A 23,812-nucleotide genomic window follows, 5' to 3' on the forward strand; every position below is an offset into this window, starting at 1 on the left:
GGCGTTGAGGAGATAACCATGAAGACCGTCATTACCCTCGCCATCGTCTCCACATTGGCTTGCGCCGCATGCGCGACTGCGCCGGACCGGCCGCCGTCAGCCCCGGATTACAGCGCCGTTCCGACCCAGGCGCCGACGCCCAACGCGCGGCTCTATGCCGCCTGCCTGGAGCAGGCCGCCGCAGCCGACGCCTATCGCCGCGCGGACAACAGGGACGGCGCGGAATATATCCTGTTTACCTGCACGGGTGCGCCGGCCGCCGCCTTCGCAACAGCCTTGATCCCTTGGAGCGAGAAGATCGGATCGACATTCCAGCGTGACGGGCGCACGTTCCGCTCGACCGCAAAGGTCGAGGCCGACCTGTTCGGAGTCGATTCCTGCTCGACCGATGCGATGGGCGGAGACACTGTCTGCATCCTGTCATTCAACGCCGGCGACTTCCTCGACCAATAGGATGGCGACGGCTAGACCAGCCGTCATGCAAACCCGTTTCCGCATCGAAGACCCCGCCGACGCCGCCGCGCGGCGCGAAGCCGCCGTCCAGCGCCTGCGGGACGAGACAGGCATAGACGAGGCCATGATCGACGCCCTGGTCGAAGGCTTCTACGCCCGCATCCGCGACGACGCCCTGATCGGCCCGATCTTCGCGGACCGGATCACCGACTGGGCGCCACACCTGGCGCAGATGAAGCTGTTCTGGTCGTCCGTCGCCCTGTCTACCGGCGTCTATCAGGGCCGGCCGATGCCGAAACACCTGCCCCTTCCCATCGATGCGCGGCATTTCGATCGCTGGCTGGCGCTATTCGCCGATACCGCGCGCACCCTGTGCCCGCCCATCGCCGCCGACCACTTCATCGAACGCGCCCGCCGCATCGCCGAAAGCCTGGAACTGGGTGTCGCAAACGCCAGCGGTGCGCTTCTGGCCAAGGGCGAGCGTTTCGTGCGGCCCACGCAGGCGTCGACGCCGGATTGATGCACCGGCCGCAATGTTCCTACATTGTTCTTGCTTCAATCACGCGATTCGTCCCCATATAGCGATGTCGCGCCGGACCCGCCGGCCCACCTCCGCGTTCTCCGGACAGCATGACCGAAAAGCACAACTTTATCCGCGTTCGCGGCGCCCGCGAGCACAATCTCAAGGGCGTGGATCTCGACATTCCGCGTGAACAGCTGGTGGTGATGACCGGCCTGTCGGGGTCGGGCAAATCCTCGCTGGCGTTCGACACCATCTATGCCGAGGGCCAGCGCCGCTATGTCGAGAGCCTGTCGGCCTATGCCCGTCAATTTCTGGAGTTGATGGGCAAGCCGGACGTGGACCTGATCGAAGGCCTGTCCCCGGCCATCTCCATCGAACAGAAGACGACGTCCAAGAACCCGCGCTCGACCGTAGGCACGGTGACGGAAATCCATGACTATATGCGCCTGCTGTGGGCGCGGGTCGGGGTGCCCTATTCGCCGGCGACCGGCCTGCCCATCGAGAGCCAGACCGTCAGCCAGATGGTCGACAAGCTGGTAGCCTTGCCGGACGGCGAGCGCATCCTGCTGCTCGCCCCCGTCGTTCGCGGCCGCAAGGGCGAGTACAAGAAGGAAATCGCCGAGTGGCAGCGCCAGGGCTTCCAGCGCCTGAAGATCGACGGCCAGTTCTATCCGGTCGACGAAGCGCCCACGCTGGACAAGAAGTTCAAGCACGACATCGACATCGTCGTGGACCGGATCGTCACCAAACCGGATCAGGAAGCGCGCTACGCCGACAGCCTGCAGACGGCGCTGGGTCTGGCCGACGGCATCGCCAACGCCGAATGGGCCTCGACCGCCGAGGGTGAGACGGCGCCCCGCTCCATTCTGTTTTCTGAACGGTTCGCCTGCCCAGTTTCGGGTTTTACGATCAGCGAGATCGAGCCGCGCCTGTTCTCATTCAACAACCCCTTCGGCGCCTGCCCGGTCTGCGACGGCCTGGGGGTCAAGCTGGCCTTTGATGCCGATCTGGTGATCCCGGACCGCGACAAGACCCTGCACAAGGGCGCCGTTGCGCCATGGGCGCGTGGGCCGTCGCCGCTCTACACCCAGACCCTGCAGTCGCTCAGCCTCCACTACGGCTTCTCGATGGACAAGCCGTGGCGCGACCTGCCCGCCCAGGCGCACAAGGCCATCCTGCACGGCACGGGGTCCGAGAAGATCAAGTTCGTCTACGACGACAACGCCCGCAAATACGAGGTCTCCAAGCCGTTCGAGGGCGTGCTGCCGAACCTGGAACGGCGCTGGCGCGAGACCGATAGCGCCTGGGTGCGCGAGGAACTGGCGCGCTATCAGTCCGAGACGCCCTGCGACGCCTGCCACGGCAAGCGGCTGAAGCCCGAGGCCCTGGCGGTCAAGGTCGGCGGCGAGGACATCGCCGACATCTCCACCCTGTCGATCTCCAAGGCCTATTTGTGGTTCTCGACACTGGAAGAAAACCTGACCGAAAAGCAGATGGAAATCGCCCGGCGAATCCTGAAGGAAATCTGCGACCGGCTGCGCTTCCTGAACAACGTCGGCCTGGACTATCTGAACCTGTCCCGATCCTCAGGCACCCTATCGGGCGGCGAGAGCCAGCGCATCCGCCTGGCGTCGCAGATCGGCTCGGGCCTCACCGGCGTCCTCTATGTGCTGGACGAGCCGTCCATCGGCCTGCACCAACGCGACAATACCCGCCTGCTGGAAAGCCTGAAGGGGCTGCGCGATCTCGGCAACTCGGTCCTCGTGGTCGAGCATGACGAAGAAGCCATCCTGACCGCGGACTACGTCATCGACATGGGCCCGGCCGCCGGTGTTCATGGCGGCCAGGTCTGCGCCGAGGGCACGCCGGCCCAGGTCATGGCCAACCCCAAGTCCCTGACCGGCAAATACCTGACCGGTGAGCGCGAGATCGAAATCCCCGCCGAGGGTCGCCGCCCCATCAACCGCAAGCGGATGCTGAAGATCAGCGGCGCGAGCGGCAACAATCTGAAGAGCGTCACGGGCGAAATCCCGGTCGGCGTCTTCACCTGCATCACCGGCGTCTCGGGCGGCGGCAAGTCCACCTTCACCATCGAGACCCTGTACAAGGCCGCCGCGCGCCGCCTGAACAATGCATCGGAGGCCCCTGCCCCCTTCGATCGGATCGAAGGGCTGGAGCATTTCGACAAGGTCATCGACATCGACCAGTCGCCCATCGGCCGCACCCCGCGCTCGAACCCCGCGACCTACACGGGCGCCTTTGGCCCCATTCGCGACTGGTACGCCGGCCTGCCGGAATCCAAGGCGCGCGGCTATGGCCCCGGCCGGTTCAGCTTCAACGTCAAGGGCGGGCGCTGCGAGGCCTGCCAGGGCGACGGCGTCATCAAGATCGAGATGCACTTCCTGCCGGACGTCTATGTCACTTGCGACGTCTGCAAGGGCAAACGCTACAACCGCGAGACGCTGGAGATCGTGTTCAAGGGCAAGTCCATTTCGGACGTGCTGGACATGACGGTCGAGGAGGCGGCGACCTTTTTCAAGGCTGTGCCGCCGATCCGCGACAAGATGCTGACGCTGGAACGAGTCGGCCTGGGCTACGTCAAGGTCGGCCAGCCAGCGACCACCCTGTCGGGCGGCGAGGCCCAGCGGGTCAAACTGTCCAAGGAGTTGTCCAAGCGCGCCACCGGCCGCACCCTGTACATCCTCGACGAGCCGACCACCGGCCTGCACTTCGAGGATACGCGCAAGCTGCTTGAGGTGCTGCAGGAACTGGTCGAGGCCGGGAACACCATCGTGGTGATCGAACACAACCTCGATGTCATCAAGGTCGCCGACTATCTGCTCGACTTCGGCCCCGAGGGCGGCGATGGCGGCGGCGAGATCGTCGCGGTCGGCACGCCCGAACAGGTCGCGGACAACAAGGCCAGCTGGACCGGCAAATACCTCAAGGAGGTGCTGGATCGGCACGAGGACCGCCGCAAGGCGCGCGTGGCGGCCTTGAGCGGTTCCGTCGATGCTCCGGCTAAGAAGAAAAGGGTGAAGGCGTCGGTCTGATCGTTAGGAAAAGACGTCGGTCGACTGACCGCCTCGAAGCCCATTCCAGGCCGCTGCGAACGGGGCATACAGCACCGCGAGTTGCAGCGCGGCGAGGAAGGCGTTGACGATCGACGACACCAGGATCGCCGGCCAGGCCTGCATCAGGATCTGACCCAATCCCTCGCCGTCGAAGCGCGCCAGCGTCTGGATGCCGCCGGTGGCGAGGTCTGCCGCTGCGCCGATGATCATGCCCAGGATGCTGACGATCAAGGACATGATGATGGCGATCACGGCCATGCCCAGCAGCGACCAGAAATGTCCTTTTGTGGCGGCGAACGATTCCACGATGGTGATCTTGCGGCGATCGATCGTCATCGGCACCGCAAGGCTGAACTTGATCGCCAGCCAGACGATCAAGGCGAAGACGGCGAAGATCAGGAGCACGCCGGCCAAAATCAGCAGCGCCTGACCCGACGCGGCGCCGAAACCGATGGCCGCGCCGACCACCATCATGCCGACACCCGACGCTAGACCGACAGCCAAGCTAATCACCAGACTGACCGCCAGAACACGGGCCTCATCCATACCGAGCCGCAGATAGCCCCACGACGACTCGTCCGGCCGCAAGACCGAGCGCGCCACCGCGGCGCTCAGTACCGCGCCGACCAATAGAACGATGGGCGCGGCCCAGATCACGGCGCCGGCATAGGTCTGAACCAAGGCCTGAAACTCGGCTATCGAGGGACTAGCCGACTGTTCCAGCGCCTTGCTGGCCGCCACAAAACTCGCCAGCTTGTCTGCGCCCAGGCCGAACATGGCGACATAGACGGCCAGATAGACCAGGCCCCAGGCGACCGCGACGATCGGATGCCGACGAACGACTCGGAAGCCTTCGAAGGCCGCGTCGGTGGCGGAAAAACTCATGACAACTCCGGGAGCAGATTCGCAGCGCACCCTAGCGCATACGCAAGCCTACGTCCCGCACCGCCGCCGTCACGGCGTCATGCGTTCGATCGCCTCAGTTCGCGGAGGCGATCGTCCAGTCCGCGATCTGGGTGTTGATGTCGCGCGTCGCCGTGTCGAAGGCTGCAACGATGGCGGACACGCGGTTGTCGCCGGCGGGCTGGGTCACGGTGAACACCCGCTCGACCGAGCGGCCTTCCTCGGGACGAATGGTCCCGCCGCCAGCGCGCCGTTCCGGGGTGGAGCGCAGCTGCGCCCGTGCGGTCACGACGACATCCGGCACGGCGCCCGGCGCGGCGTATCGCGCCTCGAACGTCGTGACCGTGACCTGCAGGATCAGCGGCGGCGTCCCCGGCTCGCGGCGACCCAGCACGCGAATGCGGTCGGCGCGGTTGGCGAAGGCCGCCTTCAGGCTGTCGTCAAACAGGGTCGAGGCCGGCGACACCCAGCGTGCGCCGCCGATATAGGCCGTCTCTAGACCCGTGACGCCCAGGATCTTGTCGTCGCCGGTCGCCTGCGGAAACTCGATGCGGCGGATCGAGACCGTGAGAGGCGCAGGGGTGTCGCCCACTGCCGACGGCGCGGCCATCGGCAGACCGAACCGATAGTTCTGCACCGGGTCCGGCGACGACAGCAGGGCGCATCCGCTCAGCGCGGTCAGGACAGCGGCGGACGCCGCCAGACGAAGGACAGGACGAGGGATCACGGCTGCACCTCCAGCTCTTTGGATTTCGGACGACCGATAAAGTCGCGCGGGCTGGCGCGGACGTCGTCGATCAGGGATTGCAGAGACCGGGTGGCGTCTTGCAGTTCTTCGATCGTGCCGGTCAGTTGCGGCAGGCTGGTCGTCGCAAAGTCACCCAGCGGACGCTCCAGACCCGTAATCGAACGGTTGGCAGAGGCGATCGCCGTGCGGGCCTCCGCCGTCGCCGAGTTGATATTAGCGATGGCTTGGCGACCGTCCGTATTGATGATCTGACGCGTGTCGACGGCTAGGGCCTGATATTCCTTCACCGCCGCGTTGGCGTTGGTCACGGCCTCTTCCAACTGCTGGAAGATGGCCTTGCGGGCTTCCAGTTCGGTCGTCAGGGCCTCGACGTTCTTCACACTGGTGGAGAAGCTGCGGATATTGTCATCGGACATGACGCGGTTGATCCGGTTCAGCGCATCCACGGTCTGGGCCAGAACCGTGCCCGAACCACTCAACAGTTCAGCGATCGGCGACGGCTGGCTTTGCAGCACGGGCACGACATTATCCGGATACTGCTCTTTCAGCAGGGCGCTGTTGGGCGAACCGGCAGTGATCTGGATGTAGTTCAGGCCGGTGATCCCTTGCGGCTCCAGCTGCGCGCGCGAGGTGACGCGCACCGGCGTCGTGCCGTCCACGCGGACACGGGCGATGACCTGGTCGCCGCGCTTGGTGTCGATGTTCAGGTCGGTGACCTCGCCGACGCGGATGCCGTTGAAATGCACCTCGCCGCCTTCGGACAGGCCGTTCACCGGCCCATAGAAGACGATATCGTACATGTCGTAGTCGCTGTTGAACTGCAGCCGGGCCAGCCAGATGGTGAACACCGCCAGGGCCGCCAGAAGGGCGACGGTGGCGATGCCGACGGCCGCGTAATGTGCGTCTCTTTCCATGATCCGCTCTCCTCAGGCGGCAGACTTGGTGGCTGCGCGTCCGCGCGGCCCCAGGAAATATTCTTTGATCCACGGATGGTCGGAGCCTTCCAGCTCCCGCACCGTGGCCTTTTCCACGACCCGCTTGTCCGCCAGCACCGCCACCTTGTCACAGATGGCGTAGAGCGTATCGAGGTCGTGGGTGATCATGAAGACGGACAAACCCAGGTCGTCCGCCAGTTGCCGGATCAGATCGTCGAAGGCGGCGGCGCCGATGGGATCAAGGCCCGCCGTCGGCTCGTCCAGAAACACCAGTTCCGGGTCCAGCGCCAGCGCACGCGCCAGGCCGGCGCGCTTCTTCATGCCGCCCGACAGTTCGGCGGGCTTCAGGTGGTGGTGTTCGGGCTTGAGGCCCACCATGGCGATCTTGAGTTCGGCCAGTTCATAGATGATCGCCTTGGGCAGTTTGGTGTGCTCGACCAAGGGCGAGGCAACGTTCTCCAGCACGCTCAGCGACGAGAACAGCGCGCCCTGCTGGAACAGGATGCCGGTGCGGCGCTCGATGTCCGCCGACTGATCGTCGGTCAGGGTCGCACGGTCGTAACCCAGCACCTTCACCGACCCGCCCTCGGGCTCTTTCAGTCCGATGATGGTGTTCAGCAGTACGGTCTTGCCCGCGCCCGATCCGCCGACGACGCCCATGACTTCGCCGCGCACCAGGTCGAGGTCGAGATTCTCGTGGATGGTGCGCTCGCCGAACTGGCTCAGCAGGCCGCGCACCTCGATCAGGTTTTCTGGTGCTTCGGTCATATGTTCAGCTCCAGGAAGACCAGGGCGAACACGGCGTCCAGGAAGATGATGGCGAAGATGGCTTGAACCACGGCGGCCGTCACGCGCCGGCCCAGGCTTTCGACGTCGCCGGCGACCGACATGCCCTGACGGCAACCGATGGCGGCGATCACGAGGGCGAAGACCGGCGCCTTCACAAGGCCGACCATCAGATGCTGGGCCATGGTGCCATCTTCGACCAGACGCTGGAAGAAGAAGGACGGACCGAGATTCAGCGAGCTCCAGCACACGACCAGACCGCCGACTAGGCCGCCGATCATGCCCATGAAGGTCAGCAGCGGCAGCATCAGCACCAGCGACGCGACGCGCGGGATCACCAGGGCCTGGAACGGATTGACGCCCATGACCTGCATGGCGTCGACCTCCTGGTTCATCCGCATCGATCCGATCTCGGCCGCAAAGGCCGAAGCCGAACGTCCAGCCAACAAGACCGAGGCGATCACCACGGCGAACTCGCGGAACATGGCGACGCCGATCAGCTGAACCGCAAACACTTGGGCGCCGAAGTCGGTCAGCAAATCCACGCCGATGAAAGCGATGACGGCGCCGATGAAGAAGTTGGTGATCATGACGATCGGAATGGCGTCCAGCCCGGCGCGCTCGGCCTGACTGACCCAGGCCGGCCAGCGGATGCCGCCGGGATGTTTGGCGGCTTCCACCACAGCAGCCATCAGCCGGCCCAGGAAGGCCAGCGACAACATGGCCTCGCCGCCGAAATCGTAAACGCCCCGTCCGATCTTGGCGAAGGTGCGAACGAAGGCGCTGGGGCGTTTCGGCGCCGGGGCGCTCTGGCGCTCCAGCAGCTCGATCATGTGATAGATGCGACCGGCCTCCGGTCGATCCTTCCACTGGCTCTTGGACAGACGACCGCTTGAGGCCTGCACAAGGGCGAGCGCGCCTGCGGTATCGAAACGACCGAGGTCAGAGGTATCAATGCTCGCGATATCGCGGCCTTCCAAATCGCGGCTCAGCTCCGTCGGCAGACGGCCCAGCGCCGTGGTCGTCCAGTCGCCGGTCAGGCGCAGACGGGCCTCGCCATCACGATCGACGATTTCGTATGCGGCTTGGTTCATCGGGCCTCTGATGACCGGTCTGACATCACGATTTTCCCCTGCCCCTCTGAACAGACAGCCGAAATCTCTGCCGCGCTAATGGTCAAGCCGGCATTCGATGTCAACGCGCGATGACATTCGCGCGGATGTTTGTCGATCGACCGTGTCGAGATCGCCTCCCCCGATGAAACGTCCAACGGTCACGCTGGCGCTGATGCCAAACGCGGCCGAACGGGATTCGTTCTTGCGTTACCCCATACGACGTTGCACCGCCGCCAGATCCTCAATGAACAACCGTCTCGCCTCGAACTTCGCGGCCTCGTCCGGCAGACGTAACAAATAGGAGGGGTGAACCGTCAGCACGGCGGTCGATCCATCGCTCAGGTCGATCGGCGCGCCGCGTTCCTGCATCACGGCGGGCTTGCGACCCAGCAACGCCAGACCCGCCGTCGCCCCCAGGGCCAGCACGACTTGCGGCTTGATCAGCCTGCGCTCCGAGTCCAGCCACCAGCGGCAGGCCTGAACCTCGCCCGCGTTCGGCGTCTTGTGCAGGCGACGTTTGCCGCGCGGCTCGTGTTTGAAGTGTTTGACCGCGTTGGTGACATAGACGTCGGATCGATCAATGCCGGCCTCGGCCAAGGCTGCGTTCAACACCTGCCCCGCCGGCCCGATGAAGGCGCGGCCTGCCAGATCCTCCTGATCGCCCGGCTGTTCGCCGACGATCATCAGACGCGCCGACTTCGGCCCCTCCCCGCACACGCCTTGCGTCGCGTCGCGGTATAGCGGGCAGCGGCGGCAGGCCTGAACGCCGCTGGCGACATCTTCGAGGTTTTCGGGCACGGCCTCGGCGTCGGGACGCGCCATATGCAGGTCTGGCGCGACGGCGCGCGCGAAACGCGGATTGGGCTGAGGAGACGGCGTGGCGACCATGGTCTCGGTTCGAACCGACGAGGCCGCGACCAGTTCCGGGATCAGGGCGGCTTCCGGCAGGTTCTTCCAATAGGACTTGGCCATCTCCCCCTGCATCGTCTTCACCTTCAGTCGCGCAGGATTGAAGGTCGAGGCGTAGTAGGTCTTCCAGAAATCCTCGATCTCGTCCTCGGCAGGCGCCATGTCGCGGGTCGCTGGCACCCCGAACCGCAGGGCTTCTCCATCCCAGAAGGCCGAACCGTCCGGCGTCAGGATCGACCAGCGCATGGTCGTGAACCGCCGCTGGAAGAAGGGCGCGGTCTTTTCCAAAACCCGATGCGGCGGCTCGAACCACGCCACCCAGGCCTCGCCCAGATCGTCCTGCACCTGGCGAAAGCGAACGAAGGCCTTCATCTTGTGCGAAGCCCGGCTGACGTTCTTGACCCGCTCCAGCGCGTCGGCGACGTCGCGGTCCGAAATGACCTTGATCAGGTCCGGCTCATCCTTCAGCCGCCACAGCAGCCGATACATCAGATCGAAACGGTCAGCGGATCGATGCAGGATCAGCTTCTGGGCTAGGTCCACGAACTCTTTCGGGACGTTGAAAGCTCTGCGCTCATCCGGCGTCGGCGACGCCTCTTCGGCAATCGGCTGATCGAAAAGCCCGCCCTGTTCCATCGTCCCCGCCACGACGAACCGCGCCGCCGCAGGCTCCACACCCGCCAATCGAAACGCGCGCGCCGCTTTCCGCCAGCCGTCGAAGTCCGTCTCACCGTCCAGCGTCGCCACCGCCATCAGAACAGGCTCAACTGCTCGGGCGTGCGGCTGGTCACGCGCGCCTTGAGGTCCGCCGCGTCCGTCAGACCGCCTGGCGTCCAGTCCAGCGCCGTAATGAAAGGCCGAATCTTGGCAACCGATCGCGTCAGTCGTCCGACGTCCTCCAGCCGCAGGGTCCGATAGCGGCGCACCGAGACAATCCGGTCCACAGCTTTCACGCCCAGCCCCGGCACACGGAGCAGCATCTCGCGCGGCGCGCGGTTCACATCGACGGGAAATTGCTCGCGCTTGTTCAGAGCCCAAGCCAGTTTGGGGTCGACCGCCAGATCGAGCATGCCGTTCGATGCCCCCTCGCCAATCTCCGGCGCGGAGAAGCCATAGAACCGCATCAGCCAATCGGCCTGATACAGCCGATGCTCACGCATCAGCGGCGGCTTAGACAGCGGCAGGATCGAACTGGAGTCCGGGATGGGGCTGAACGCCGAATAATAGACGCGACGCAGGCCGTAACCGCCGTAGAGCGAAGCGCTGCGATCCAGGATTTCCGTATCCGGCGCGCCGTCGGCGCCGATGATCAGCTGGGTGCTCTGGCCGCCCGGCGCGAACTTCGGCGGTTTGATCTTTTCACGTTTGGCCGGCTTGGCCGCCTCGACACCAAGGCGCACCTGGCTCATCGCCTTTTTAATGACCCCGACATCCTTTTGTGGCGCAAGTCGCGCCAGCGCCTCGTCGCGTGGAAGCTCAATATTGGCTGACAAGCGGTCGGCATACAGTCCCGCCATCTCCACCAGCTTCGGATCCGCCTCCGGGATCAGCTTCAGATGAATATAGCCCCGGAAATCGTGGACTTCCCGCAGCGTCTTGGCCACCAGGACCAGCTGCTCCATCGTATAGTCGCCGGATCGAATGATGCCCGACGACAGGAACAGACCCTCGATATAGTTGCGCTTGTAAAAGTTGAGCGTCAGGTCGACCACCTCGTCGACATCGAACCGCCCGCGCTCCACGTTCGACGACACGCGATTGATGCAATAGGCGCAGTCGTAGATGCAGAAGTTGGTCAGCAGGATCTTGAGCAGACTGATGCATCGACCGTCCGGCGTATAGGCATGACAGATGCCCATGCCTTCGGTCGAGCCGATCCCCTTGCCGCCGACGGAGTTTCGTTTCGACGTTCCGGACGACGAACACGAGGCGTCATACTTGGCGGCGTCAGCCAGAACGGAAAGTTTTCGACGCAGATCGAGACGGGCCATCGTTCATGATACGTTCCAGAACGATGTTTGGTCCAGCGTTGCCATTTTCTTTTTTGAAACGACGACTTAACGCAGCAGATTGAGCAGCGACGTGCTCTTCAGCGAGTTGATGATCTGGGCCGAAGCCTCGATCGCCACCTGCGCCATTTGCAGGTCGGTAATCGCCCGTGCCGGATCATAGCCGGACTTGTCTTGCATCATCTTCTGCAGGGCGGTCTTCTGATTTTCCTGGGCGTCCAGCGCGGTTTCGACGTGGTTCTGAATCAGACCGTTTTTGGCCGTCTGGTTCGTCAGGCCCGCATTCGCCTTGTCCAGTTCGCCCATCTGCGCCTTGAGAAAAGCGGTGACGTTGGCGTCCGGCTGTCCTGTCAGCGTGCCCGCGCCGGCTGGCGTATAGGTCACGCCGCCGACGATCACAGCCGTGCCGTTCTGGAAGGCCTGAATGTTGCGGAACACCTCGGTCAGCGGCCCGCCGATCTCGCTGGCCAGAAACCCGGTCTCGACCGTGGTCTTCTCGTCGATGCGCGACTTCTGCTTCAAGGTGTCGTTGGCGAAGGTCGCGGCGGTGGACGGCGCCGCCGTCAAATCGGCCATGGTTGCAGCCGTGGCGGGAGCGATGTCGCTTTGGCCGCCCGCAAACAGATATGAGCCCTGGTGTTCCGCATTCAGTCCACCCTGCACCGTCTGAAAGTTTAGACCCAGCTCGATCATCAGATTGTCGATCCGCCCGGCCGCTAGGCTGTTTGCAATGGCCTCGCGCGCGCCATTGCCGCCCTCGTAGATGCGGCTCATAGCCAGATCCTGGGCGCTCAGCCGCGCCTTCACGGCCTCGCCGGTGGAGATGAAGCCCTCCAGTCGCGCCTGTGTCGATGTCAGGCTTGTCAGCTGTTCGGCGCCTCGGCCATAGCCGGACATGTCGGTGGCGATCTTCTCGCTATCGATCCGCTCCTGCGCCTGCTGCGCGCGGCCTTGCGCGTTCATCAGGCTGAGCAAGGCCGACTGGTAGTTCCCGTGGGTCGCGACGCGCGTCATTGCAGGATTCCGATCAGTACGTCGTACATGTCCTTGCTAGCCTGAATCAGGCGCGCAGAGGCGTTATAGGCTTGCTGGAACGTGGTCATATTGACCAGTTCCTCGTCCATGTTCACGCCTTCGGCCGAGGTGCGGCGGCTGTCCGCCTCCTTGGCCAGAGCGCTTGCCGTTTCGCTGCGGGTCTTGGCGGCCGAGGCCTTGCCGCCGATCTCGCCGGCGAAGTCCGCCGCATAGGACGACAGGGTCTTGGTCCCGCCGGCATTGCCGCCGGCTGCGGCGAAGGCGACGTTCTTCTTGCCCACATCCCCCAGCGCCAGGCCACCGCGCCCATCGTTCTTGCTCAGCGCCGGCGTCGCCGCCGCGGCCGACAGGTTCAATTGCGCCAAGGCCAGCTTGCCGGGATCCTGCTGGATGTCGCTGCGCACCGTGTAGGCGCCCGCCCGCGTCGATCCCGTCGCGCCCAGGCCGAACAGTTGCGACATCGAAACGCCGGACGGATCCTGGGTCGTATTGTCCTTCACGACGCTCATCGACGTCGCAGACGGGTCGTAGGCCTTGAATGACAGCTTGCCCGCCGCATCCAGGCTGAAGGCGCCATAGCGGCCGACGCCGGTGATGGGATCGTTCAGCGCGCCCAGCATCTCGCCCATTGTGCCCGTCCCGGCGGGCACGGACACGGTGATGTCACGAAGACGCGCCCCGGACGGACCGGCAAAGCGCAAGGTCAGGCTCTCGCCCGGATCGAACCCATGCTGAGACGTCAGGGTCAGGCCCGTCTCGTAGAAGGTCGGCGTCGTCGTGGCGACCAGGTCGTTCAGCCCGAACCAGTGCGAAAATCCGCGCCCGCCCTTCGTGCTGGGCGAGGTCGCGTCGTCGGCGATGGCCACACCGTTTCCGCCCGCCCCGTCCAGGCGCAGTTGGCCGTCCGAGAAGCTTGCCGTCGCCGTGCCGCCCAGTTGGGCGTTCAGTACGCTGAGGAAGGTGGTCGGATCCGCGGCGGCGCCGTTGATCGTCATTGTGCCGCCGGAAAAGACGATCCGGGCCGAGGCCTGCACCACGCCCGACGCATTGACCGCCGAGATGGTCGTCGTGCCGGTGAAGCCGGTCAGGGCGTTCTCCAGCGACTGGCCGGTGTTGCGCCCCGTCAAGGTGGTCGGTGCAGGAACGCTGCTGTTTGCGTTATGGGCGCGGTTCAGTTCGTCCGCGAGTTTGGCCGTCAACTCACCCAGGCGCGCGGCAGCCGCTGGCGCATCGACATCGCGCATCTCGACCAGACCCCGGATCTGACCGGACGACACGCCGTCCAGCAGCGGCCAGCGCGTGCCGCTGGGCTCGGTGATCATGATGTCGGAGAAGGCCGTCATGGCGTCCACCGTACCGGCCGCCTGGTACGACAGCGTCGCCGCCCCCTCGCCCACCAGGGTCGTGCCTGTGTTGGTGCGAAGCGTCACGCCGCCGTTCGAGCGCGCCTCGACCTTCACATCCATATATTTGGACAGTTCTTTGATCAGGCCGAGCTGGGCGTTCTGGGCGCCCGTCACATCCTCGTTCGTCACCGTGCCGGCGGCGATGGTCTTGTTCAGCTTGGCGATCTGTTCCAGCAGAGGATTGACCGTCTCGACCGCGCTCAGCAGCCGGCCGTCCGCCTCCTGACGCGCTGACTGGATCTGGGACGCGATGCCGGCGGCCTGATTGAAGATCGCCTGGGTCTTGTAGATGGTATCCTGACGCCCGGCCGAGGACGTCGGGCTTTCGGCTAGGGTCGCATAGGTGGCGAACAGCTTGTCGACCTGAGCGAAGAAGTTGGTGTCGCTGCTGGGATCGCCGAACTGGTTCTGGATCTGGTCGTACAGCTCATAGCGCACGGTCTGGCGCGCGGCGTCCGCCCCGGCGCTGAGGCTGGCCGCCTGCAGGAAACGGTCTGTCGCCAGACGCACCCGCGTGACGTCGACACCCGAACCATAGCCATTGGTGACGGCGGCCGACTGATCGGCGACCTTGCGGATGTATCCGGGCGTATCGACGTTGGCGATATTGTCGGCGGTGACGCGCAACTGCGACTGGGCGGTCTTCAGCCCTGAGGTCGCAATGTTCATGATCGAGTTCAGCGACATTGACGCGTCTCCCCCGCCCTACCCGGCAACCGCTGCATCGCGACGCGCAGTTCTTGCCCAGCCACGCGCCACACCCGCTCGCACAAAGCGTTGTTTTTCCACAGGATCATTGATCGGGCGGCCGTCATGATGGGAAAGACGCGCAAAGGTCGGGCCAATCGGATGCAGGCATCCCGCGCGTCATTGATCGTCGGCGGCGCGAAGCCGGGCAAAAAGTGGCGAGAGCGCGGCAATAACGACCGCCGCGCCTCGACCCACAGACCCCGACCCAGTGCTTTGCGTTGTTTTTTCTAGCTTATTTTCTTGGCCCGGACCTTGCGTCGAGGGCGGCGAACTCTTGGGCGCAGCAGGCGCCGTCGTTGCTCCTTACGAAAGCCGCCGCGCTTCCATGTCCACCGCTTCCGCCCTGCTCGCGCCTGCTGCTCCGGTTTCGACCGGAACGTCGGCTGCCGCCCTGGGCGCAGAGTCAGCCGATGCGGGCCTGTTCTCCAGCAAGGTCGCCGACGCGCTGAATGCGAGCGTCCACGGCGCGCCGGTCGAACGGATGACGCCCGGCCGTCTGATGGGCGCTCGGTCTCTGGGCGTCATCATGGGCCAAGCTGCAAGGGCCGAAACGGACACGGTTGCGCCGGGCCTGACGGCTGAGATGAGCGGTACGATCCCAGTCCAGCGCGGCGACCTCGAAACCCCGCCCGCCGCTTCCGACGCGCAAGAGATCGAAACCGACAAGACCGCCAACGACAACGCCGCAGGCGTCGCAGCCGCATCACCGTCTGTCGTCCCTGAACAGATGACGCCGGTTACGCCCGCAACCGCCTCGTCCGCACAATCGACGCCCGTCGAAGCGCCGGTTACCGAGGCCGATGGGTCGGACGCAGGCAATATCGAAACGAAGATCCTGAGAAGCTTGACTACTCCTCAAGCTGGCGCGTCAGCGGAGCAGACACCAGCGCCGACGCCGACGCCCTTTATGGCAGAGGCCTCTGACGTTGATGGTGCAGTAAGGGCGGCTTCACAGCGCCCGAAAGATGAAGCCAAGGCCGAGAACGCATCGGCTGGCACCACCATTAAAGTAGTTGCCGCCGAACCGGGCGACCTTCCCGCCCAAGCCACATCGATCCCAGCTCCAGTCGAGACGAAGCAGACAGCCAAGATCGCAGCTGACAACGACAAGAGCGCGCCCGTCGAGCCCACAATGCCTACCGTGGACATGAAGCATGCGGCCGAGCTCAGGGCTGCATCTCGTCCGACAACCGAGCCCGCCGCCGCTCCAGCGGAAGCCGCTGCTCTAGCAACCGCTGCGTCCGACGCGGCAAAGACCGCTGGCCAGTCGGCACCTGTTGATGCAACCAAGCCGGTCGCCCCATCACCCATCGCTCAGGCGCTGACGGCCGCTCAGATTCCAGCGACCCAAGTCCAGGTTTCCGTCGCGGCGACGGCGCCCAAGCCGTCAATCATCGCTCCGGCCGCCGTCGCCGTCGCGGTGAAGGAAGCGGAATTGGTCGAACCGACCGAAAAGTCTGCGGCGCCCGACCAGCCGAAGGCGGGCGGTCAGGCCGAGGCGCCGAAGCAACCCTCCACTCAAGCTCCTCCGCCTCTGCGCGGCGCCGGCCCTGAAGCGGCGAACGAAACCCGCAACACCTTCGCGCCTTCGATCGAGCCCAAACCGGCCGACGCCGCAACCCCTTCGGCCAAGGTCGAAGGCGACGCCCAACCCACGCCCCCGCCCACAAAGGCGGCCGAAGCGAAGCCCGCCGCCGTGGGCATGTCCGCTCCGGCGACGCCCGACACGCCGATCGCCAGTGCGGTGCCTGCCGACACCCAAGTCGCCCAACAGTCCGCGCAACAGCCCGCCACGCCCGCCCATGCTCCGGGCCTGTCCACCCTGTCGCGCGCCACCCTCGAAACCACCGCCCAGCTCGCCGCGCAGATCGCCCGCAAGCTGGACAGCCGTTCGACCCGGTTCGACATGGTGCTGACGCCCGAAGATTTGGGCCGCGTCGATGTCAGCCTGGAAATCGGCAAGGACGGTCAGCTGTCCGCTCGCCTGACTTTCGACAATCCCGCCGCCGCCGCCGATCTGAAGGGTCGCGCCGACGAACTGCGTCGCCAGCTTCAGGAGGCCGGCTTCCAGGTCGCAGGCGACGCACTCGACTTCTCGCAACGCGATCCATCTGCGGGCGGCGGCGCCTTCGAGCGCCAGCAGCAGCGCAACGCCCTGTTCGCCGGCGGCTCTCGCCTCGCGGCCCAGGCCGACATGCCCATCGTCCCGGCGCCTGGCGCCTGGATCAACCATTCCCTGACGCCTGACCGCGTCGATCTGAAGGTCTGACCCCATGGTCGACGCCGTCACAACCTCCGCCGCAGCGGGCCGCATCACCGGCGGCACCAAGGCCTTGGCCTCGAACTTCGAGACCTTCCTGACCCTGCTGACCACGCAGATGAAGAACCAGGATCCGCTGTCGCCGCTGGATTCAAACCAGTTCACCGCGCAGCTGACCCAGATGGCCGGCGTGGAGCAGCAACTGCTAACGAACGACCTTCTGACCAGCCTGCTGGCCGCCCAGGCCGGCGGCGGTCTGGACAACGCCGCCAACTATATCGGCAAGAGCGTCACCGCCGCCTGGACCGCGACCGAGTTCAGCGACGGCAAGGCCACCTGGGCCTATGAGCTGGGCGCCGACGCGGACAAGGCCACCTTGCAGGTCGTCGACAGCAAGGGCGTCGTCGTCTGGGAAGGCGCCGCGCCCGACAAGAAATCCGGCCTGCACACCTTCAACTGGGACGGCAAGCTGAAAGATGGCGGCACAGCCGAGGACGGCGGGGTCTATACGCTGAAGGTCGCCGCCACCGACGCCACGGGCGCCAAGGTGGATGCCCAGGCCCTGATCCAGGGTCGGGTCACCGGCGTCGAGATGTACAGCGGCGCGCCGTACCTGGTGATCGGCGATTCCATCCTTCCGCTTTCGACCGTGATTTCGCTGAACGAGATCAGGTCCCAGGCGGCGAACGATACCGACGATACGGAGAATCCGAACGTCCCGACCGAGGAGGCGGCCGCATGATGCGATCCGCCGCCTTCCCGATGACCTTCATTTAAGGAGCGTTCACCCATGAGCCTCAACAGCGCAATGCAAGCCGGCGTTTCCGGCCTGGCCGCCAACTCCGCCGCCCTGGCGGCGATCTCGCAGAACATCGCCAACGTCAACACCATTGGCTACAAGCGCACCGCCAGCGAGTTCCAGACCCTGGTCAACAGCCAGTCGGCCGTGGGCGGAAGCTATTCGGCCGGCGGCGTCACGACCAACAGCCGCGCCTTCATCAGTCAGGAAGGCCAGCTTCAGCGGACGACGTCCAGCACCGACCTCGCCGTCAGCGGACAGGGCTTCTTCGTCACGACGACCCAGGCCGAGAATGTCGGCGCCACCGACACCCGCCTGTTCACCCGCGCCGGCGCCTTCACCGTCGACAAGCAGGGCTATCTGAAAAACAGCGCCGGCCTGTATCTGCAAGGCTGGCCGGTGGACTCCAACGGCGAGATCTCGACCGATCCGTCCGACCTGACGCGTCTGCGCTCGATCAACATCGGCTCGGTCGGCGGCACCGCAGAACCCACGACCCGTGTGCAGATCAATGCCAATCTGCGTTCAAGCCAGGAGGCGTCTTCCGCCGCCAGCGCCCAATCCTACAAGGGCGTGTCCGATACGGCGACGCCGGCCGCGACCCACGACGTGTCTGTCCGCTACACCCGCACCGGCGGCAATAGCCATGATCTGGTGATCAAGTCCGGTTCGCAGAAGGTCGACGCCTCGGCGACCTTCGACCCGACCACCGGCGCCATCACCGGACTGACCATCAACGGCGCGAACGCCGGCTCGGCGACCGCGATCGGCACGCCGCCGACCCAGATCCAGTTCACCCCCGCCAGCGGCCCGCCTTACACCGTCAACTTGGCGGATATCGGTCTGGGCAACGAGAACGTCGCCAAGACGAAGTATGACCCCTCGGTCAACTCGATGGCCATGTACAACGCAGACGACGACAACCCCGTCGGCGTGAAGCCCGACTTCAAGATGAACATCCCGGTTTCGGACTCCAAGGGCGGCCAGCGCAATCTGGAACTCCGCTTCCTGAAGAGCGACGAACCGAACATCTGGTACGCGGAAATCGTGTCCGTGCCGGCCAGCGACGTAATCGCAGGCGCACCCTACGCCAATGGCCAGATCAAGACCGGCAAGATCGCCTTCACGCCGTCAGGTCGCCTGGACGTCGACACGATGAAAGCCTGGCCCGCCGGCACGGGTCTGTTCGACGACCCGACCATGGCGACGCTGGACTTCGGCAAGTCCGATCCGAACAATCTGACGATGCCGGCCGGCCAAGTCGCCTGGGCCGACGGTCTGGGCATCGCCGCCCAAGCCGTCACGCTGGACCTCAACACCTCGGCCGGCGGCCTCAGCCAGCTGAACACGGCCTCGGTCGTCCAGTCGACGGTCACCAACGGCACCGCTTTCGGCAATCTGAGCGAGATCAAGATCGACGAAGGCGGGTACGTCACCGCCATCTTCGACAACGGCGTCATGCGCCGCATCGCCCAGGTGGCGGTCGCCACCTTCCCCAGCCCCGACAGCCTGCGTGAAGTGTCCGGCAACGCCTACGCCGTCAGCCTTCAGTCCGGCACCTTTAACCTAAAGGCGGCGGGAACAGGCGGCGCGGGCGAGATCGCGGCCAAGCAGCTGGAGTCCTCGACCGTCGATCTGTCGGCCGAATTCACGGGCCTGATCACCACCCAGCGCGCTTATTCCGCCTCGTCCAAGATCATCACCACGGCCGATGAAATGCTGGCCGAGCTGATCAACATCAAACGCTGATCGGCGAGTAAGTAAGCGTTAGTCTCGATGAATCGTCGCGCAAGCAAGGTTTACAGAGTCGTTCGGGAAGGGGCGGAAGTTATCCGTTCCTTCACCACGACCCTTAAACGGACCTTAGTCGGGGACGCCTACCTTCATGACACTACGGTGTTGGTGAAAGAGGCATAAGCCCATGTTGCAAGAGCGACGCCTTAATAGCAAAGGCGAACAATACGTGGTCGGACCGACTGGCACGCCCCTGACCCTTAACGACCTGCCGCCGTCCAACACGGACCGGTGGGTGATCCGGCGCAAGGCCGAGGTCGTCGCCGCCGTTCGCGGCGGCCTGCTCAGCCTCGACGACGCCCTGGCGAAATATCGCCTGACGGCCGAAGAGTTCCTGGCCTGGCAAAAGGCCATCGACAAATGGGGCATGCAGGGCCTGCGCACGACGCGGATCCAGAGCTACCGCTCCTGAGGGTTTCCCCGAAGACGTTAAGGGCCGCATCCGGCGACGGGTGCGGCCCTTTTCTTTTGCGGGCCTCGAAATCGCACCGGTTCCTCACTAAATGGCCGCGATGACCTTGGTCGAAGATTTCTGCCCCGTTCCCGACATCGCCCGCACCGACATGGATGCGGCGGTCGAGAGCGCGCGGGCGGCGGTCGGCCTGCCGGTCGGCGCGCGCGTTGTGGCCGCCATGTCGGGCGGGGTGGACTCCACCGTTGTCGCGGCCCTGCTGCGCAAGGCCGGCTACGACGTCGTCGGCGTGACCCTGCAGCTCTATGACCACGGCGCGGCTTTGAAGAAAAAGGGTGCCTGCTGCGCGGGCCAGGACATTCACGACGCGCGTCTGGCCGCCGACATGATCGGCATTCCGCACTATGTTCTGGACTATGAAAGCCGGTTCAAGGATGCGGTGATCGACCAGTTCGCCGACAGCTATCTGAAGGGCCAGACGCCGGTTCCCTGCATCCGCTGCAATCAGACCGTCAAGTTCCGCGACCTGCTGGACGTGGCCCGCGACCTGGGCGCAGAGGCGATGGCGACGGGCCACTACGTACGCCGCGCCGTCGCCGGAAACCGCTCGCAGATGCGCAAGGCCATCGACCATTCGCGCGACCAGTCCTACTTCCTGTTCGCCACCACCCAGGACCAGTTGGACTACCTGCGCTTTCCCTTGGCCGATCTGGAAAAGCCCCAAGTGCGCGGCGTCGCCGCCGAACTGGGTCTGAAGATCGCCGCCAAGCCGGACAGTCAGGACATCTGCTTCGTGCCTTCCGGCGACTATCGCACCCTGATCGACCGTCTGCGTCCGCAAGGGCGTGAGGCCGGCGATATCGTGCATATGGACGGTCGGGTGCTGGGACGGCACGCGGGTATCACGGACTACACGATCGGCCAGCGCCGCGGCCTGAACGTCGCCGTGGGCGAACCGCTGTTCGTGACCAGGCTGGAGCCCGAGACCCGTCGCGTCATCGTCGGCCCGCGCGAAGCTCTGCTGACGGCCAGTCTGACGCTGGAAGAAACCAACTGGCTGGGCGACGAGGCGACCATCGTCGAGGCGGCCGAGGCCACCATCCCGGTCCTGGCCCGTGTCCGCTCGACCCGCCAGCCCTCGCCAGCCCGCCTCGCCCTGATCGACGGCGATATCCGCGTCGTCTTCGACGAGGGCGAAGAGGGTGTCGCGCCGGGCCAGGCCTGCGCCCTGTACGACTCGACGGACGCCGAACGCGTCCTGGGCGGCGGCTTCATTCGCGACACGACGGCGGTCGTCGTCTAGCCCCCGACCCAAGTGTGGAGGCGATATGGAGGCGCGGTGGACCTTGGTTGCAGGTTTCTCTCAACCTCAGACACCAAAGATGCACCGGGCTGTTGCACGGCTGTAAACTGCGCATCGCAATGACGGCGTAATCCCCGCCCCGACTAAGCAGGGGATAAATATGCATCGTCAGACCAAACTGCGCCTTCAGCTGCTGCTGGGGACCGCCCTTCTCGCCGCGCCCGTTTCCGCCTTCGCCCAGACCGCGCCGGTCCAGACCGCGCCTACGGCCGCCAGCGCCGAGCCGGCCGGTCTTGACGACATCGTCGTGACCGCCACCAAGCGGGAAACCAACCTGCAAGACACGCCGATCTCGATCTCGGTCGTCAACGCCGAAGCCCTGGCCGATCGCCACGTACAGAGCCTAATGGATCTGGCCGACGGCAGCGTCCCGAGCCTGCGCATCGCCACCTTTGAGGCCCGTCAGTCCGCCCTGACCATCGGCATCCGCGGCATCGTGCCAAACGACGCCAACCAGCCGGCGCGCGAGCAAGGCGTGGGCGTCTACGTCGACGGCGTCTATCTGGCCCGCCAACACGGCCTGGCCGCCGCCCTGCTCGACATCGAGCGCGTCGAAGTCCTGAAGGGTCCGCAAGGCACCCTGTTCGGCCGCAACACCGAAGGCGGCGCCCTGTCGCTGGTGACCAAGAAGCCCACGGGCGTGTTCGGCATGCGCGCCATCGCCGGCGTCGGCAATCTGGAGTCCTACAACTCCGAACTGCACGTCGACTTCCCCGCCCTGGGCGACTTCGCCTTCAAGGTCGACGGGATCATTTCCGTCCAGGGTCCGGTGACCGAGAACATCCTGCCGGGCCAGACGGGCTTTGGCGAGTATGACCGCCGCGGCCTTCGCTTCCAGACGCGCTGGACGCCGGCTGAAAACTTCACCGCCAACTTCGCGGCTGACATCAGCAAGGACAAGAACACCCCGTTCTACAGCCAACTGCTGAACTTCAACCCGAACGGCCTGACCGTCGTGCCGTTCACCTCGGCTACGGTTCCCTCGGGCAGCATTCGGGCCCTGTCGCCCCTGGTTCAGGTCGAAGGCTCCAAGCGCATGACTCAGGCCGACATCGGCGTGCCTCAGCAGTTCAGCGTCGACGACACGCGCGGGATGGACCTGCACCTTTCGTATCGTCCGACCGACTCGCTGGAAATCCGCTCGATCACGGCCTACCGCGACCTGGACGTCGAACAGTATGACAACATCGCCGGCGCCCACCGCCCGCCGGTTACAGGCCCTAACGGCAAGTTCAGCCGCTACTCGCTGGCCGGCTTCTGGCAGCATCAATTCAGCCAGGAACTGCAGGCCGTCGGTTCGCTGGGCGACAGCATCGACTACGTCGGCGGCGTCTTCTACTTCAAGGAAACCGTCTCGGACGACGCGTCCACGCCCTCGACGAACCAGTGGAACGCCGACGGCACGGGCTACACCATCCTGGACCCCACCCCGACGATCCGCGGCTTCCGCTCGCTGGACCGCAAGTCCACCGCCCATTCGGAATCCAAGGCCATCTACGGCCAGGCGACATGGACCCCGGCCAGCATGGACGCCCTGCACCTGACGGTCGGCGGCCGCTACACCTGGGACGACAAGGACGGCAAGCTGGAGGTTGTCAACAACGCCGCCACCAACCTGACCTTTAGCTCCAAGGTCGATCGCTTCGACCCGCTGGTCACCCTGGCCTATGACGTGAGCAACAACATCAACGTCTACGGCAAGTATTCGACCGGCTACCGCGCCGGCGGCGCCTCCTCGCGCTCGCTGACCTATCGCTCGTTCGATCCCGAAGAGGTCAAGGCTTACGAAATCGGCCTGAAGAGCGACCTGTTCGACCGTCGCGTCCGCTTAAACGCCGCCGTCTACGCCATGGACCGCACCGACAGCCAGATCGACTTCAGCCTGGTCACCGTCCAGGGCGCCTCGACCCGCAACACGCTGGAAACGATCAACGCTCCGGGCACCACGAAAATCCGCGGCGTGGAGCTGGAAGGTCAGTTCCGGGCGACCGACAACCTGACCCTGTCGGCCTCCTACGCCTATACGGACGCCAAGGTGCCGGACACGGTCAACCCGTTCAACGGCCAGGTTCAGCAAGTCTTCATCGCCTACACGCCTGAAAACTCGGGCAGCGTCGCCGCCGACTGGAACTCGCCCTTCATGGGCGCGACCCTGAAGGCGCACATCGACGCCAACTACGCCGATGCGGCCCACAGCTTCGAGCAGTTCGCGATCAAGGCCGACTCGTCCTTCGTCGTGAACGCCCGCGTCGCCATCGCCGACATCACGACCCGCGACGGCGGTCCGCTGCTGGAAGTGGCCCTGTGGTCGCGCAACCTGCTGGACGAGACCTACGTCTATCGCCGCGATCCGTCGAACCGGAACACCCTGGGCGACTACGGCAACTTCAACAACCCGCGCACCTTCGGCATCGAGCTGCGCGCCTCCTACTAAGCGTTCCTCCCGAACGAACGACTGGCCCCCTTTCGCCTTGGCGGGAGGGGGTTTTTCTTCGTCTGCGTGAAGGCTTTGCGACGGCGATATGAAACTTCACAGCA

18 protein-coding genes are annotated in these 23,812 nt (G+C 65.1%); 9 read left to right on the forward strand and 9 right to left on the reverse strand.

Annotated features, from left to right (window positions below):
* Positions 1-18: 18 nt before the first annotated feature.
* The 3 genes from JX001_RS13015 to uvrA all read left to right on the forward strand — a co-directional run bounded on the left by JX001_RS13015 (position 19) and on the right by uvrA (position 4,029).
* Positions 19-453, forward strand: a complete 435-nt coding sequence (locus JX001_RS13015; RefSeq protein ID WP_205681326.1) for a hypothetical protein — start codon at positions 19-21, stop codon at positions 451-453.
* Between the two features lie 25 nt (positions 454-478).
* The gene (locus JX001_RS13020) at positions 479-973 is read left to right on the forward strand and encodes a group III truncated hemoglobin (RefSeq protein ID WP_205681327.1); all 495 of its coding nucleotides are present in this window, start codon (positions 479-481) and stop codon (positions 971-973) included.
* A 110-nt stretch (positions 974-1,083) separates the two neighbouring features.
* Positions 1,084-4,029, forward strand: a complete 2,946-nt coding sequence (gene uvrA, locus JX001_RS13025; protein ID WP_205681328.1) for an excinuclease ABC subunit UvrA — start codon at positions 1,084-1,086, stop codon at positions 4,027-4,029.
* Between the two features lie 3 nt (positions 4,030-4,032).
* Here uvrA and JX001_RS13030 read toward each other — a convergent pair whose 3' ends face one another.
* The 9 genes from JX001_RS13030 to flgK all read right to left on the reverse strand — a co-directional run bounded on the left by JX001_RS13030 (position 4,033) and on the right by flgK (position 14,565).
* Positions 4,033-4,935, reverse strand: coding sequence for a hypothetical protein (locus JX001_RS13030; RefSeq protein WP_205681329.1), 903 nt, complete (start codon positions 4,933-4,935; stop codon positions 4,033-4,035).
* Between the two features lie 94 nt (positions 4,936-5,029).
* Entirely contained in the window at positions 5,030-5,680 is a 651-nt protein-coding gene (locus JX001_RS13035) for an ABC-type transport auxiliary lipoprotein family protein (RefSeq protein ID WP_241004645.1), read from the reverse strand.
* The gene (locus tag JX001_RS13040) at positions 5,677-6,615 is read right to left on the reverse strand and encodes an MlaD family protein (protein WP_039246448.1); all 939 of its coding nucleotides are present in this window, start codon (positions 6,613-6,615) and stop codon (positions 5,677-5,679) included. Before JX001_RS13040 ends, JX001_RS13035 begins: the two co-directional genes overlap by 4 nt.
* Before the next feature lie 12 nt (positions 6,616-6,627).
* Entirely contained in the window at positions 6,628-7,404 is a 777-nt protein-coding gene (locus JX001_RS13045) for an ABC transporter ATP-binding protein (RefSeq protein ID WP_205681330.1), read from the reverse strand.
* Positions 7,401-8,516 carry an MlaE family ABC transporter permease gene (locus JX001_RS13050; protein ID WP_205681331.1) on the reverse strand — a complete coding sequence of 372 codons (1,116 nt, stop codon included), beginning with the start codon at positions 8,514-8,516 and terminating at the stop codon, positions 7,401-7,403. The genes JX001_RS13045 and JX001_RS13050 overlap by 4 nt, the downstream gene beginning before the upstream one ends.
* A gap of 228 nt (positions 8,517-8,744) precedes the next feature.
* A complete protein-coding gene (locus JX001_RS13055; RefSeq protein ID WP_205681332.1) occupies positions 8,745-10,199 on the reverse strand; it encodes a UdgX family uracil-DNA binding protein in 1,455 nt (484 codons plus the stop codon).
* Positions 10,199-11,437, reverse strand: a complete 1,239-nt coding sequence (locus tag JX001_RS13060; RefSeq protein WP_205681333.1) for a putative DNA modification/repair radical SAM protein — start codon at positions 11,435-11,437, stop codon at positions 10,199-10,201. Before JX001_RS13060 ends, JX001_RS13055 begins: the two co-directional genes overlap by 1 nt.
* A 66-nt stretch (positions 11,438-11,503) precedes the next feature.
* Positions 11,504-12,469 carry a flagellin gene (locus JX001_RS13065; protein ID WP_205681334.1) on the reverse strand — a complete coding sequence of 322 codons (966 nt, stop codon included), beginning with the start codon at positions 12,467-12,469 and terminating at the stop codon, positions 11,504-11,506.
* Complete coding sequence (gene flgK / locus JX001_RS13070) at positions 12,466-14,565, reverse strand: flagellar hook-associated protein FlgK (RefSeq protein ID WP_241004646.1); 2,100 nt, start codon at positions 14,563-14,565, stop codon at positions 12,466-12,468. Before flgK ends, JX001_RS13065 begins: the two co-directional genes overlap by 4 nt.
* Positions 14,566-14,971: 406 nt before the next feature.
* Between flgK and JX001_RS16330 the strand changes: the two genes are divergently transcribed.
* The 6 genes from JX001_RS16330 (at position 14,972) to JX001_RS13100 (ending at position 23,708) form a co-directional block, all read left to right on the forward strand.
* On the forward strand, positions 14,972-16,915 hold the full coding sequence (locus tag JX001_RS16330) for a flagellar hook-length control protein FliK (RefSeq protein WP_241004647.1): 1,944 nt from the start codon (positions 14,972-14,974) through the stop codon (positions 16,913-16,915).
* A 4-nt stretch (positions 16,916-16,919) separates the two neighbouring features.
* Positions 16,920-17,648, forward strand: coding sequence for a flagellar hook assembly protein FlgD (locus JX001_RS13080; protein WP_205681336.1), 729 nt, complete (start codon positions 16,920-16,922; stop codon positions 17,646-17,648).
* A 48-nt stretch (positions 17,649-17,696) separates the two neighbouring features.
* On the forward strand, positions 17,697-19,454 hold the full coding sequence (flgE, locus tag JX001_RS13085) for a flagellar hook protein FlgE (RefSeq protein ID WP_205681337.1): 1,758 nt from the start codon (positions 17,697-17,699) through the stop codon (positions 19,452-19,454).
* 172 nt (positions 19,455-19,626) lie between these two features.
* Positions 19,627-19,911 carry a CtrA inhibitor SciP gene (gene sciP / locus JX001_RS13090; protein ID WP_026108337.1) on the forward strand — a complete coding sequence of 95 codons (285 nt, stop codon included), beginning with the start codon at positions 19,627-19,629 and terminating at the stop codon, positions 19,909-19,911.
* Between the two features lie 91 nt (positions 19,912-20,002).
* Positions 20,003-21,214, forward strand: a complete 1,212-nt coding sequence (gene mnmA / locus JX001_RS13095) for a tRNA 2-thiouridine(34) synthase MnmA (protein ID WP_205681338.1) — start codon at positions 20,003-20,005, stop codon at positions 21,212-21,214.
* 160 nt (positions 21,215-21,374) lie between these two features.
* Complete coding sequence (locus tag JX001_RS13100; protein ID WP_205681339.1) at positions 21,375-23,708, forward strand: TonB-dependent receptor; 2,334 nt, start codon at positions 21,375-21,377, stop codon at positions 23,706-23,708.
* Positions 23,709-23,812: the final 104 nt, after the last annotated feature.

It is taken from the genome of Brevundimonas fontaquae, from assembly GCF_017086445.1.
GTDB classification, from domain to species: Bacteria; Pseudomonadota; Alphaproteobacteria; order Caulobacterales; family Caulobacteraceae; genus Brevundimonas; species Brevundimonas fontaquae.

Bases quoted from the DNA above. Each gene is read 5' to 3' on its own strand.
- JX001_RS13015 (WP_205681326.1), top strand. From the start codon at position 19: ATGAAGACCGTCATTACCCTCGCCATCGTCTCCACATTGGCTTGCGCC.
- JX001_RS13020 (WP_205681327.1), top strand. From the start codon at position 479: ATGCAAACCCGTTTCCGCATCGAAGACCCCGCCGACGCCGCCGCGCGG.
- uvrA (WP_205681328.1), top strand. From the start codon at position 1,084: ATGACCGAAAAGCACAACTTTATCCGCGTTCGCGGCGCCCGCGAGCAC.
- JX001_RS13030 (WP_205681329.1), bottom strand. From the start codon at position 4,935: ATGAGTTTTTCCGCCACCGACGCGGCCTTCGAAGGCTTCCGAGTCGTT.
- JX001_RS13040 (WP_039246448.1), bottom strand. From the start codon at position 6,615: ATGGAAAGAGACGCACATTACGCGGCCGTCGGCATCGCCACCGTCGCC.
- JX001_RS13045 (WP_205681330.1), bottom strand. From the start codon at position 7,404: ATGACCGAAGCACCAGAAAACCTGATCGAGGTGCGCGGCCTGCTGAGC.
- JX001_RS13050 (WP_205681331.1), bottom strand. From the start codon at position 8,516: ATGAACCAAGCCGCATACGAAATCGTCGATCGTGATGGCGAGGCCCGT.
- JX001_RS13055 (WP_205681332.1), bottom strand. From the start codon at position 10,199: ATGGCGGTGGCGACGCTGGACGGTGAGACGGACTTCGACGGCTGGCGG.
- JX001_RS13060 (WP_205681333.1), bottom strand. From the start codon at position 11,437: ATGGCCCGTCTCGATCTGCGTCGAAAACTTTCCGTTCTGGCTGACGCC.
- JX001_RS13065 (WP_205681334.1), bottom strand. From the start codon at position 12,469: ATGACGCGCGTCGCGACCCACGGGAACTACCAGTCGGCCTTGCTCAGC.
- flgK (WP_241004646.1), bottom strand. From the start codon at position 14,565: ATGAACATTGCGACCTCAGGGCTGAAGACCGCCCAGTCGCAGTTGCGC.
- JX001_RS16330 (WP_241004647.1), top strand. From the start codon at position 14,972: ATGTCCACCGCTTCCGCCCTGCTCGCGCCTGCTGCTCCGGTTTCGACC.
- JX001_RS13080 (WP_205681336.1), top strand. From the start codon at position 16,920: ATGGTCGACGCCGTCACAACCTCCGCCGCAGCGGGCCGCATCACCGGC.
- flgE (WP_205681337.1), top strand. From the start codon at position 17,697: ATGAGCCTCAACAGCGCAATGCAAGCCGGCGTTTCCGGCCTGGCCGCC.
- sciP (WP_026108337.1), top strand. From the start codon at position 19,627: ATGTTGCAAGAGCGACGCCTTAATAGCAAAGGCGAACAATACGTGGTC.
- mnmA (WP_205681338.1), top strand. From the start codon at position 20,003: ATGGCCGCGATGACCTTGGTCGAAGATTTCTGCCCCGTTCCCGACATC.
- JX001_RS13100 (WP_205681339.1), top strand. From the start codon at position 21,375: ATGCATCGTCAGACCAAACTGCGCCTTCAGCTGCTGCTGGGGACCGCC.